This is a genomic window from Streptomyces monashensis, assembly GCF_001866665.1.
Lineage (GTDB): Bacteria > Actinomycetota > Actinomycetes > Streptomycetales > Streptomycetaceae > Streptomyces > Streptomyces monashensis.
Genome location: NZ_MLYO01000027.1, coordinates 40,357 through 53,279 on the forward strand (window position 1 = coordinate 40,357; position 12,923 = coordinate 53,279).

Here is a 12,923-nt window from a genome sequence, read left to right on the forward strand (position 1 = left end):
CACCCTTGGTCCCATGACCATCGCAGCGCCGGAACACGACGTCCACGACAGCGGGGAGCAGCAGGTGCGGCGCCGGGAGCTGGCCGCCTTCCTGCGCAGCCGCCGCGAGCGCGTCACCCCGGAACAGGTCGGCCTGCCGCGCGGCCCGCGCCGCCGCACCCCCGGCCTGCGCCGCGAGGAGGTCGCCCAGCTCTCCGCGGTCGGGGTGACCTGGTACACGTGGATCGAGCAGGCCCGCGCCGCCCATGTCTCCGCCCAGGTGCTGGACGCCGTCGCCCGCGCGCTGCTCATGGACCCCGCCGAGCGCGCCCACCTCTTCGCCCTCGCCCGGGCCGCCGACCCGCGCACCGAAGCCGAGTGCACGGTCGCCGCCCGGTCCGCGGTCAAGATCGTCGAACGGCTCGCGCCCTACCCGGCCTCGCTCCAGAACGCCCGCTACGACATCCTCCACGCCAACCGCCCCTTCGCCCAGGTCTTCGGCGACCCCGCCGAGCTGCCCCCGGCCGACCGGAACTGCCTGTGGCTGCTGACCACCAGCGCGCGCTGGCAGCGGGACTTCCTGGACCGGGACGAGATGCTGCGCGACCTGATCGCGAAGTACCGGGCCGGCATGGCCGAGCACATGGCCGAGCCGGTGTGGAAGCAGCGGCTGGACCGGCTGCTGGCGGTGTCGGAGGAGTTCCGCGAGCTGTGGGAGCGGCACGAGGTCGCGCCGATGTCGCCGCACGTCAAGCGGTACCGGCACCCGGTGGTCGGCCTGATCCGGCTGGAGCACCGCACCATGTGGCTGGCCCCGCAGGCGCCGGCCCAGCGGGTGGTCGCGTACGTCCCCGCCGACGAGGAGAGCGAGGAGCGGCTGGAGCGGCTGGCGGAGCTCGCGGGAGAGCAGGGGACCGCGTGAGGGACAATGGGACCTTGCCCTGTGTTCCCCCCGCCGCTGTCCGCGTCGTAGACCTGTCCCGGAGCCGTCTGATGTCCCACCCGCTCGCCGTCGGCCCGCACACCGTGTCGCCGCCCGTCGTGCTCGCACCCATGGCGGGGATCACGAACGCGCCCTTCCGGACCCTGTGCCGCGAGTTCAGCGGGGGCAAGGGGCTGTTCGTCAGCGAGATGATCACGACCCGGGCGCTGGTCGAGCGCAACGAGAAGACCATGCAGCTGATCAGGTTCGACGCGAGCGAGCAGCCGCGCTCGATCCAGCTGTACGGCGTCGACCCGGCCACCGTCGGCAAGGCCGTCCGCATGATCGCGGAGGAGGGCCTGGCCGACCACATCGACCTGAACTTCGGCTGCCCGGTCCCCAAGGTCACCAGGAAGGGCGGCGGCTCGGCGCTGCCGTACAAGCGGAACCTGCTGCGGGCGATCCTGCGGGAAGCCGTGAGCGGGGCCGGTGACCTGCCCGTCACGATGAAGATGCGCAAGGGCATCGACGACGACCACCTCACCTTCCTCGACGCCGGCCGCATCGCCGTCGAGGAGGGGGTGACCGCCATCGCGCTGCACGGCCGCACCGCCGCCCAGCACTACGGCGGCACCGCGGACTGGGAGGCCGTCGCCCGGCTCAAGGAGCACGTGCCGGAGATCCCCGTGCTCGGCAACGGCGACATCTGGTCGGCCGAGGACGCGCTGCGCATGGTGCGGGAGACCGGCTGCGACGGTGTCGTGGTCGGGCGGGGGTGCCTGGGGCGGCCGTGGCTGTTCGCGGACCTGGTGGCCGCCTTCGAGGGGCGCCTCGACGATCTGGCGCGGCCGGTGCTCCGGGAGGTGGCCGACGTCATGGTCCGGCACGCGACGCTGCTGGGCGAGTGGCTCGGCGACGAGTCCAAGGGCGTGGTCGACTTCCGCAAGCACGTCGCCTGGTACCTGAAGGGCTTCGCGGTCGGCTCCGAGATGCGGGGGCGACTGGCGATCACCTCGTCGCTCGCCGAACTGCGGGCCGGGCTGGACGAGTTGGACCTCGACCAGCCCTGGCCGGCCGGCGCGGACGGGCCCCGCGGCCGTACGTCCGGCAACAACCGCGTGGTGCTGCCGGACGGCTGGCTGAAGGACCCGTACGACTGCGCGGGGATCAGCGAGGACGCGGAGCTCGACACCTCCGGCGGCTGACGGCCCCTCGGCCGGCTCCGTCAGTTCTTCTTCGGGTGCGGCGTCGAGCCGAACGCCGTCAGGAAGCGGTCTCGGAAGGCGCTCATCTTCCACACCGGGGCGTCGTGCGCGGGGCGCAGGCCGTCGGTCCAGTTCCAACTCCCGATCCTGTCAAGGAGCTTGGGGTCCTTGGCGACGATCGAGACCGGCACGTCACGGCTGGCGTGGTTGCCGCTGACATGGGCGTTCGGCTGGTGGTCGCCGAGGAAGACCAGCACGGTGTTCTCGGTGCCGTACCGCTCCAGCCACTGGGTCAGGGCCGTCACCGTGTACTGGACGGACTTGCCGTACTCCTGCTTGGAGTGCGTGTCGTCGGTGAGGGTGTAGGAGGACGGGTTGCCCGCCTTCTCGATGGAGTCGAAGACCGAGCCGTCGCCCAGCCGGTCCCACGGGACCATCTTCGGGATCGGCGCCCAGGGTGTGTGGCTGGACGTCAGGATGAGGAACGACATCCGCGACTTGCCGTCGGCCGGCTTCTTGCTGTGTACCCGGTCCTGGAACTGCTGGAGCGTGTACTGGTCCGGCATCGTCGACCAGCTGAACTTCGGTCCCTTGTACCCGAGTTGGAAGGCGTTGTAGACCTTGTCCAGGCCGTACCAGTTCTGCTCCGGCCAGCCCTTCACCACGCCCGGCATGACACCGACCGTGTCGAAGTCGCCCGTCTTCTTGAACGCGTCGGTCAGGCTCAGGTGATCGCTCGCCATGACCGTGCGGTAGCGCTGCTGGTTGCTGATCCACAGGCCCGACATGGTCGTGGAGTGGCCGAGCCAGCTGCTGCCGCCGTACGTCGCCGAGGTCAGCCAGCCGCTCTTGGCGTGGAAGCCCGCCTTGGCCAGCGCCTTGGTGCGGGCGTCGAGGGTCGCGTCGACGCCGGGCGCCATGATCGGGTCCTCGACGGCGCTGCGGCCGTAGCTCTCGATGAACGTGAAGATCATGTCCTTGCCGCGCAGATCCGGGACCAGCTGGCTGCCCGGGGTGTTCCCGAAGGCGTCGACCTTCGCCACCTTCCGGAAATCCGCCTCGTCCCTGAGCGTGGCCGAGAGCCGGTGGGCCTGGTCCTTCAGCGCGTTGGCGGTGCTGTCGGCGGCGAGCGGCACACCGGACAGCTGCAGGCCGAGCGAGGAGCAGGTGATCCAGACGACACCGGCGGCCAGCGTGCCCCGGGTCGCGAGCCCGGAGTTCCGGGCCAGCAGATTGCCCAGTCGCACCACGGACAGCGCCAGCACCACGAAGAGCAGCAGCACGACGACGATCAGCCCGGCCACGGCGACGAGCGTCGTCGTCGGGCCGATCGAGTCCTCCAGATACGACTCCGCGTCGGCGAACAGCGACCAGTCGAGCACGACGTTGAAGCCGCGGCCGAGGTACTGGTTGAACCCGATGTCCAGCAGGTTCAGCACCGTCATCGCGGCCAGCGCGACCCCGGACACGGCGGCCAGCGCCATCCGCGGCCGCCGGGGCAGCGCGATCAGCACGGCCGCCCCGATCACGGCCTCCGCCGGGATCCGCACGTACTGCGAGGGGTCCGTCAGCCCGTCCATCGAACCCGGCAGCACCAGCGCGGCGACGACGAGCAGGGCGGCCAGCACGGTGACCGTGACGGACAGCGCCCGCGCGGCGCCCGGATGCGCCGCCCGCAACCGCCGGGTCCGGGCCCGCACGGCGACCCGGGGCCGGGACAGGGACCTGAGGAGGAACACGAGGGTCGGCTTGAGCGCCCCAGTGCCCTTGGTCCCCTCGGTCTCCTTGGTCCCCTCGGTCTCCTTGATTCCCTCGGGGATGCTGTCCGGCGCCTCGGTCTCCCCGTCCGTACCGGTTTCCTGGCGCGTGCTCATGTCCTGAGACAACCCGAAGGTCCTTCCGTGCGAGACCTGTACCGCCGTCTCGTACGGCCCCCCGCCGACCCCTGTTCAGGCCGCTGTGCAAACACCGGGCAAATCCAGCGCCCGGCTAGACGCCCACCGCCGTGAGCAGCGCGAGCGGTGCCGCGGCCGACCGTGACTCCCGCACGCACGCATGCGGATACGGGACCGGCTCCGGATGCGTGTCCCGCCCGTACCCGGCCAGGACCTCCGGCAGCCGGTGTCCGGCGGTGCTCGCCGCGTCGACCAGCGCGTGCGCCACGGTCCGCGCCTCGTCGTGCAGCCCGTACCGCGCCAGCCCCAGCGTGATCAGCGCGTTGTCGTGCGGCCACACGGAGCCCCGGTGGTACGACAGCGGGTGGTAGGCGGCCTGCCCGGCGGCCACCGTGCGCACACCCCACCCGGAGAAGAAGTCCGGCTCCAGCAGCCGTCGGCCGACCGCCTCGCCGTACTCCTTGTCCAGCAGCCCCGACCACAGCAGATGCCCGGCGTCGGAGGCCAGCGCGTCGATGCGGCGGCCCCGCCCGTCGAGCGCGAGCGCGGGGAAGGAGTGCTCCGGCATCCAGAAGTCCCGCTGGAAACGGTCCCGCAGATCGGCCGCCGCCTGTTCCAGCAGCGCCGCGTACGTCTCGTCGGCCCACACCGTCCGCGCCACCCACGCCGTGCGGCGCAGCGCGTCGTACGCGTACCCCTGCGCGCCCGCCGCCATCACCGCACCGGTGGGCCGGGTGCCGTCGGCGCAGCAGATCGCGCCGGGGGAGTCCTTCCAGTTCTGGTTGGCGAGGCCGCCCTCGTCGGCGCGGTAGACGAGATAGCCACGCGAGGTCAGCCCGCCGTGGTCCAGCATCCAGCCGACGGCGGCGCGGGCATGCGGCTCCAGGCCGCGGGCCAGCTCCGTGTCCCCGGTCTGCTCGACGTACGCGCCGAGCAGGACCAGGAACAGCGGGGTCGCGTCGACGGAGCCGTAGTACCGCCCGAACGGCACCTGCCCGAAGTGCGCCAGCTCGCCGTGCCGCACCTCGTGCACGATCTTGCCGGGCTGGGCGACGCGCGACGGGGCGGCGGAGCCGGTCGCCTGGGTCGTGGCCAGGGCGAGCAGCGTGGCGGCGGCCGGCCGCGGCCGGTACGGCAGCGCGAACAGGGAGGTGAGCAGGGCGTCCCGGCCGATCAGCGTGAGGTACCAGGGGGCGCCGGCGGCCGGGACGCGTAGTTCCTCGCCGTCCGGTCCGCCCGCCGGCACCTGGAGCGCGGCCAGGTCGGCGAGGCCGCGCGCGCACGCCTCCGCCAGCTCCGGCCAGCCGGTCGGGAAGGCCACGCCCTCCATGAACTCCGCTTCGCGCGCCTGCCGTTGCCCGTGCACGGCGGCGGGGTCGCGCGGCACCCGGACGGCCCGCTTCTCGCCGTGCGGGCGGGCGATCACGCGCAGCAGCAGCTCGCTCGTGCCGTGCGCCGGCAGCTCCAGGGTCCACACCAGGCGGCGGGCGCCGGTGCCGGTCTCCTCCACGGCGTCCGGGGCCGGGTCGGCCGTGATCGCCGTACGGGACCTCCATTCGGCGCGCCGGTAGGTGAACTCGATGCCGTCGCCGGTCACGTCGCGGGAGCGTACGGCGCCGGGCTTGACGTAGGTGCGGTGGTCGGAGCGGAGTTCGAACTGGTCGGCGAAGTCGGCGTCGACGGTGAGGGCGAGCCGGACCGTGGTCGGCACCGGGCGGTTGCTGGTGACCCGCAGCGACTCCACGAACGAGCTGTCGCCGACGGCCTGGTGCCGGAAGACGGTGTGCGCCGGGGGCTCCTGGCGGCCGCCGCGCGGGACCAGGACACAGCGGGCCGCGTCCCCCTCGGCGACCGGGGTGAGCACCTCGGGCACGGCGCCGTCGACGGTGAGCTGCCAGCGGCTGAGGTGCCGGGCGTCCTGTACGAACAGTCCGTCCGGGGGGCCGCTGCCCCGCACTCCGCTGATGTCGCCCCGGTCGCCCACGGCGGCGAACGTCGCCCCGTGCACGAGCAGATGATGCCGGTCCGTCATCGCCGGTCTCCTCCTTCGTCACTCGTGTCGAACGTGCCGGTGGCCGCGCTGGACACGCCCTCGCGGGCGCCCTTGACAAGCTCTTGGTACGGCTGTGGGTGGGGCTGACGGCGCAGGTCGTGGCAGAGGTCGAGGGCGAGCGCGGCGGTCCACCCGAAGCCGGTCGCGCCGCAGGCCTCGCCGGTGTACGGATCGACGTACTCCGCGAAGCCGGTGGCGTCGGCGAGGTGCAGCACGGCCCCGCGCAGGGCGTCGGCCGACTGCGGCTCCCCGTGCGCGCGCAGGCCCCGCTCCAGCAGCCAGGCGGTGTTGAACCAGGCGGGCCCGCGCCAGTACCGGTGCGGGTCGAAGGCCTCGCCGAGCAGGTCGTAGCTCGGGACGAGCCGGGTGCGGTCGCCGGGCCCGGGCCCGAATCCGAAGTGCGGGCCGCGCAGGGTGCGGACGAGGGTGGCGGCGATCTCGGGCGGCAGGCCGGGGAGCATGAGCGGGATCAGCCCGGAGACGCTCCGCTCGCGGACGAGCCCCTGCCCGCCCCCGAGGTCCCGGCACAGGAACATGCCGGCCGCCGGATCCCACAGCCGCTCCACCAGCGCCGCCGTCAGCCGCTGCGCCCGCGCGCGGCGGGCGGTGCCGGCCGCGCCCAGCTCCTCGGCGATCCGGGCGAGCGCGTACTCGGAGGCGATGAGCAGGGCGTTGAACGCCGGGTCCTCGACCGCGAACTCGCCCTCCCCGTCGGCATATCGGCCGTCCCGGTAGTCCGCCGCCAGCCGCACGTACCGCCCGTAGTCCAGATCCGTCGGCCGGTCCTCGGCCGCCCCGTGGTCGAGGTCGGCCCGGCGGAAGGAGCGGTCCGGGGCCGGCGTGATCCGGGCCAGCGGGGCGTCCCAGCAGGGGCTGTTGTCCATGCCCTGCTCCCAGGGGTGGACCACCGACACCAGCCCTCCGCCGCCCCGGTCCCGCCGGTGCGTCAGATAGCGGTGCCAGGCGGCCAGGCGCGGGTACACCCGGGCCAGGAAGCCGCGGGAGCGCGAGAGCACCGGGTCGGCGCGGTGCACCAGCCAGGCCGCGAGCGCGTGCACCGGTGGCTGCACGATCCCGGAGGTCTGTACGGTGCGCGGGGCGCCCGCGGTGCGCCCGGCGGTGGCGGAGCGCCAGAAGTCGGGGCTCGGGAAATAGGCGTCGAGCGGGACGGAGGGGTTGAAGACGATGTGCGGTACGCGCCCGTCGCCCCACTGGGCGGCCAGCAGCGTCTCCAGCTCGGTCTGGGCCCGCAGCGGCGAGACGTGCCTGAGGCCGATGGCGATGAACGCCGAGTCCCAGGACCACTGGTGCGGATACAGGCTCCGGGAGGGGACCGTCGCGTTGCCGGTCCAGTTCGCCGCCAGGACCCGGGCCGCCCTGACGTGCAGACCGTCGCCGCGGGCCGGGGGATCGTATGCGATCGCATGCTCCGTGGCACGGGTGGTGAGCTGGGCAGTGCGATCCACTCGGGGCTCCCCGAAGACGAAGAACGCCCGGCCGGGCCGGCCGGGTTCGGTTGTGGCTACCGTAGGGTTACGTCTACTTAACACGCAAAACCCACTATGTAATGCAGGGTTGAGGAACACAAGGGGGTGCGCATGACCGGACGTCCGGGAAGAGCCGTCAGGACGAACGGCGGCCAGGCCGGCGCCGGCGACCTGCTCGAACTGGTGCGCAGCGGCCGGGCGGTGACGCGGGGTGCGCTCCAGCAGGTCACCGGGCTGTCCCGGGCCACGGTCGGCCAGCGCCTGGACCGGCTGTTCCGGGCGGGCTGGCTGCGCGAGGGAGCGGGCGGCCCGGTCGGCTCGCCGCTCGGCGGGCGCCCTTCCATCACGCTGGAGTTCGACGGCTCCCACGCCGTCGTCCTCGCCGCCGACCTCGACACCCGGCACGCCCGCGCGGCCGTGCTGTCCCTGACCGGCGAGCCGCTCGCCGAGCACGCGGGCACGCTGGCGGTGGAGGACGGGCCGGAGGCCGTGCTCGGTGAACTCGGCCGCTGGTTCGGCGCGTTGCTGGAGAAGACGGGCCACGCGGCGGCGGAGGTCGCCGGCATCGGGCTGGCGGTGCCCGGTCCGGTGGACAGCGAGACCGGCCGGGTGGTGCAGCCGCCGATGATGCCGGGCTGGGACGGCTACGACATACGCGGCCGCCTCTCGCGCGCCTTCGCGGAGCACACCGGCCGCACCGGCCATACCGGTCGCACGGGCCGTGCCGGCGCTCCGGCCGCCGTCCCGGTTCTGGTCGACAACGACGCCAACCTCATGGCGTACGGCGAACAGCGCGCCGGACACCCCGACTGCGGGGCGTTCGTCCTGGTCAAGGTGTCCACCGGGATCGGCGCCGGGGTCGTGGTCGACGGCTCGATCTACCGGGGCGTCGACGGCGGCGCCGGGGACATCGGGCACATCCGGGTGGGCGCGGACGCGCTGTGCCGGTGCGGCTCCCGCGGCTGTCTCGCCGCCGTGGCGAGCGGGGGCGCCGTGGCGCGGCGGCTGGCGGAGTCGGGCGTGCCGGCCGCGTCCGGCTCGGACGTGCGGGACCTGCTGGCCGCCGGGCACCCGGAGGCGGCGGCGCAGGCCCGGGAGGCCGGGCGCCGGGTCGGCGACGTGCTGGCGACGGTGGTGACCCTGCTGAACCCCGGCGTGCTGATGATCGCGGGCGACCTCGCGGGCACCCCCTTCCTCACCGGCGTGCGCGAGCTGCTCTACCAGCGCGCCCTGCCCCGCTCCACCGCCCATCTGGACGTCGTCACCTCGGCGCTCGGCGACCGGGCCGCGCTCATCGGAGCGGGGGCGCTGGTCGTGGAACACCTCTACGCGCCGGAGCGGGTCGAGGAGCGGCTGCTGGCGCTGGGGGTGTGACGCCGCTGCCGACCGGGGGCGTGACGAGGGGTTTCGAGGGGTTTCCGGGCGCGTTTCGCGTCTCGGGAGAGGGTCCGCATGGTGAAATCCCGGCCGCTGTGGCAGCGTGATTCTCGCCACCCTTGATAAGGGTTGCGCTCAGATGAGCGAATCATGGGCGACTGCACTTCTCCAAGGGGTGGCACTGGGTGCCACCCCTTGATCGTTCATCGATCGAAATCAGACGTGCGGGATCCTCGCTCATCTGAGCGGGAAACCCGGCATTGAGGGGTGATTGCGTTCAAGAAGTGAACACATCAGGCCGCGCTGGCTTGCCAAGCTTTGACTTTCGATCCGGTGGCGGACGGGTGGTTACAGGCGCATGACGCACAAGTAGACGTACCCAGGAACCTTCGATCTGGGTATGTTCCTCGCCGTCAGGGCAGCCACCGTGGCCTCAAGGAGTCGAGACCCGTGTCGGAAAACAAAGAACCCCACGTAGCGAAGTTCGTTTACGACTTCACCGAGGGCAACAAGGACCTCAAGGACCTCCTCGGCGGCAAGGGCGCCAACCTCGCCGAGATGACCAACCTCGGTCTGCCGGTCCCTCCGGGCTTCACCATCACCACGGAGGCCTGCAAGGTCTACCTGGAGAGCGGCGAGGAGCCCGCGGCACTGCGTGACGAGGTGAGTGCGCACCTCGACGCCCTCGAGCGGAACATGGGCAAGAAGCTCGGCCAGCCGGACAACCCGCTGCTGGTCTCCGTCCGCTCGGGCGCCAAGTTCTCCATGCCCGGCATGATGGACACCGTCCTGAACATCGGCCTGTCCGACAAGTCGGTGCAGGGCCTGGCCAAGCAGGCCGGCGACGACCGCTTCGCGTGGGACTCCTACCGCCGCCTGATCCAGATGTTCGGCAAGACCGTCCTCGGTGTCGACGGTGAGCTCTTCGAGGAGGCCCTCGAGGCGGCCAAGGAGGCCAAGAAGGTCACGGTCGACACCGACCTGGAGGCCGCCGACCTGAAGAAGCTGGTCACCACCTTCAAGAAGATCGTCAAGAAGGAGGCCGGCCGGGACTTCCCGCAGGACCCGCGCGAGCAGATGGACCTCGCCATCGAGGCGGTCTTCAACTCGTGGAACACCGACCGCGCCAAGCTCTACCGCCGCCAGGAGCGCATCCCCGGCGACCTCGGCACGGCCGTCAACGTCTGCTCGATGGTCTTCGGCAACCTCGGCCCCGACTCCGGCACCGGCGTCGCCTTCACCCGTGACCCCGCCTCCGGCCACCAGGGCGTCTACGGCGACTACCTCCAGAACGCCCAGGGCGAGGACGTCGTCGCGGGTATCCGCAACACGGTCGCGCTCGCGGAGCTGGAGTCGATCGACAAGAAGTCGTACGACCAGCTCATGCAGATCATGGAGACCCTGGAGAACCACTACAAGGACCTCTGCGACATCGAGTTCACGATCGAGCGCGGTCAGCTGTGGATGCTCCAGACCCGGGTCGGCAAGCGTACGGCGGGCGCCGCCTTCCGTATCGCGACCCAGCTGGTGGACCAGGGCCTGATCGACGAGACCGAGGCGCTCCAGCGCGTCACCGGTGCCCAGCTGGCGCAGCTGATGTTCCCGCGCTTCGACGAGCACGCGAAGGTCGCCCAGGTCGCGCGCGGCATCGCCGCCTCGCCCGGTGCGGCGGTCGGCAAGGCGGTCTTCGACTCGTACACCGCCGTGAAGTGGTCGCGCTCGGGCGAGAAGGTCATCCTGGTCCGCCGGGAGACCAACCCCGACGACCTCGACGGCATGATCGCGGCCGAGGGCATCCTGACCTCCCGCGGCGGCAAGACCTCCCACGCGGCCGTGGTCGCCCGTGGCATGGGCAAGACCTGTGTCTGCGGCGCCGAGGAGCTGGAGGTCGACACCAAGCGACGCCGGATGACGGTGCCGGGCGGGCAGGTCGTGGAGGAGGGCGACGTCATCTCCATCGACGGTTCGAGCGGCAAGGTGTACCTCGGTGAGGTCCCGGTCGTCCCGTCCCCGGTCGTGGAGTACTTCGAGGGCCGTATGCACGCGGGCGCCCACGACGCCGACGAGCTGGTCGAGGCCGTGCACCGCATCATGGCCTTCGCCGACCGCAAGCGCCGGCTGCGGGTGCGCGCCAACGCGGACAACGCCGAGGACGCGCTGCGCGCCCGCCGCTTCGGCGCCCAGGGCATCGGCCTGTGCCGCACGGAGCACATGTTCCTCGGCGACCGCCGTGAGCTGGTCGAGCGCCTGATCCTGGCCGACACGGAGGCCGAGCGCGAGGAGAGCCTGAAGGCCCTTCTCCCCCTCCAGAAGCAGGACTTCGTCGAGCTCTTCTCGGCGATGGACGGCCTGCCGGTGACGGTCCGCCTCCTGGACCCCCCGCTGCACGAGTTCCTCCCCGACATCACCGAGCTGTCGGTCCGGGTGGCCCTGGCCGAGTCCCGCCAGGAGCCGCACGAGAACGAGCTGCGCCTGCTGCAGGCCGTCCACCGCCTGCACGAGCAGAACCCGATGCTGGGTCTGCGCGGCGTACGCCTCGGCCTGGTCATCCCCGGCCTGTTCACGATGCAGGTCCGCGCGATCGCGGAAGCGGCGGCCGAGCGCAAGAGCGCCAAGGGCGACCCGCGCGCCGAGATCATGATCCCGCTGGTCGGCACGGTCCAGGAGCTGGAGATCGTCCGCGAGGAGGCCGACCAGGTCATCGCCGAGGTCGAGGCGGCGACGGGCACCGAGCTGAAGCTCGCGATCGGCACCATGATCGAGCTGCCGCGCGCCGCGCTCACCGCCGGCCAGATCGCGGAGGCGGCCGAGTTCTTCTCCTTCGGCACGAACGACCTGACGCAGACGGTGTGGGGCTTCTCCCGCGACGACGTGGAGGCCTCCTTCTTCACGGCCTACCTGGAGAAGGGCATCTTCGGCGTCTCCCCCTTCGAGACGATCGACAAGGACGGCGTGGGGTCCCTGGTGAAGCTGGCGGCCGAAGCGGGCCGGCGCACCCGCCCCGACCTCAAGCTCGGCGTCTGCGGCGAGCACGGCGGTGACCCGGAGTCGGTCCACTTCTTCCACGAGGTCGGCCTGGACTACGTCTCCTGCTCCCCCTTCCGCATCCCGGTCGCCCGCCTGGAGGCGGGCCGCGCGGCGACGCAGTCGGCGGGCAGCGACCATCGGTAGGCCCCGGCCGACCACCTGATCCCCGGAGCCGCCGCCGGTCCCCGACCCTCACCGATCGGCGGCGGCCCCGGCGCACGAGAAGGAGAGGCGACACCCTGTGCGGGGGTGTCGCCTCTCCGGCGTTCCGTCCCGCCTTCTCGGCCCCTCAGATCACCCCCTCCGTGTTCACCGGCCCCACCTCGAAGAGCCCCGAGCACGTCGTCCACGACGCCGGTATCAGGACCGGGGTGCGGGACGCCGGGGCGTAGATCCGCAGGTAGGCGCCGGTGCGCAGGCAGGGGCCGCCCACCGGGCCGTTCGTGGTGCGCAGCACCGCCGAGGCCGAGTGGCCCGGGGCGAGGGTGACCGTGCGGTAAGGGGTGCCGCTGCGGGCGGCCGCGGCGCCGAGCTGGTGGTGGGCGGTGTCGAGGACGCTGACGCCCGGGTAGCCGCGCAGCGCGCAGCTTCCCGTAGCCGTGTTGGTGAACCGCACCGGCCAGTACAGCGACCCGGCCGCCCCCTCCTTGCGGCCCATGGAGAGGTGCAGGTCGCTCGCCGCGCAGGTACGGAGGCCCTTGGCGGCCGACGGTGCCGCTGCCGGCGCGCTCCAGGCCGCTCCCGCCGCCGTCAGGCCCACGACAGCGGCCGTGAGGACGGCCGCCGCGCCGCGCCGCGGGGACGTCCGGAAGAACTTCAGAGGGTTCGGACCCTGAACTGACATATCCGTCTCCATCGGGCGAATGGGTGGATGAAGGTCACTTTGTTGGATGCGCCGCGGCCCGGAAAAGTTGTGCGTCGGGCCGGGCGATTTCGGTGGGAATCGGCCGAAGGCCGTGACGCCGTGCCCCCGCACCG

General features: G+C 72.4%; 8 protein-coding genes. 4 read left to right on the forward strand and 4 right to left on the reverse strand.

Going from position 1 to position 12,923, the window contains the following annotated elements:
* Positions 1–13: 13 nt before the first annotated feature.
* Together BIV23_RS17020 and dusB are read left to right on the forward strand one after the other, a co-directional pair.
* Entirely contained in the window at positions 14–901 is an 888-nt protein-coding gene (locus BIV23_RS17020) for a helix-turn-helix transcriptional regulator (protein ID WP_071381714.1), read from the forward strand.
* A 71-nt stretch (positions 902–972) separates the two neighbouring features.
* Complete coding sequence (gene dusB / locus BIV23_RS17025; RefSeq protein WP_071381715.1) at positions 973–2,106, forward strand: tRNA dihydrouridine synthase DusB; 1,134 nt, start codon at positions 973–975, stop codon at positions 2,104–2,106.
* A 20-nt stretch (positions 2,107–2,126) separates the two neighbouring features.
* Here dusB and BIV23_RS17030 read toward each other — a convergent pair whose 3' ends face one another.
* The 3 genes from BIV23_RS17030 to BIV23_RS17040 all read right to left on the reverse strand — a co-directional run bounded on the left by BIV23_RS17030 (position 2,127) and on the right by BIV23_RS17040 (position 7,520).
* Positions 2,127–3,980, reverse strand: coding sequence for a sulfatase-like hydrolase/transferase (locus BIV23_RS17030; RefSeq protein ID WP_245790552.1), 1,854 nt, complete (start codon positions 3,978–3,980; stop codon positions 2,127–2,129).
* 115 nt (positions 3,981–4,095) lie between these two features.
* Entirely contained in the window at positions 4,096–6,033 is a 1,938-nt protein-coding gene (locus BIV23_RS17035) for an amylo-alpha-1,6-glucosidase (protein WP_071381716.1), read from the reverse strand.
* A complete protein-coding gene (locus tag BIV23_RS17040; protein ID WP_071381717.1) occupies positions 6,030–7,520 on the reverse strand; it encodes an MGH1-like glycoside hydrolase domain-containing protein in 1,491 nt (496 codons plus the stop codon). The genes BIV23_RS17035 and BIV23_RS17040 overlap by 4 nt, the downstream gene beginning before the upstream one ends.
* A 132-nt stretch (positions 7,521–7,652) precedes the next feature.
* Here BIV23_RS17040 and BIV23_RS17045 point away from each other — a divergent pair, with 132 nt between their 5' ends.
* Both BIV23_RS17045 and ppdK read left to right on the forward strand, forming a co-directional pair.
* Positions 7,653–8,915: an ROK family protein gene (locus BIV23_RS17045; protein WP_177239921.1), complete on the forward strand. Its 1,263-nt coding sequence runs from the start codon at positions 7,653–7,655 to the stop codon at positions 8,913–8,915.
* Between the two features lie 453 nt (positions 8,916–9,368).
* A complete protein-coding gene (gene ppdK / locus BIV23_RS17050; RefSeq protein ID WP_071381719.1) occupies positions 9,369–12,089 on the forward strand; it encodes a pyruvate, phosphate dikinase in 2,721 nt (906 codons plus the stop codon).
* A 145-nt stretch (positions 12,090–12,234) separates the two neighbouring features.
* On the opposite strand, the gene BIV23_RS17055 is transcribed toward ppdK, so the two are convergent.
* Positions 12,235–12,789, reverse strand: coding sequence for a DUF4232 domain-containing protein (locus BIV23_RS17055; protein WP_071381720.1), 555 nt, complete (start codon positions 12,787–12,789; stop codon positions 12,235–12,237).
* Positions 12,790–12,923 lie beyond the last annotated feature (134 nt).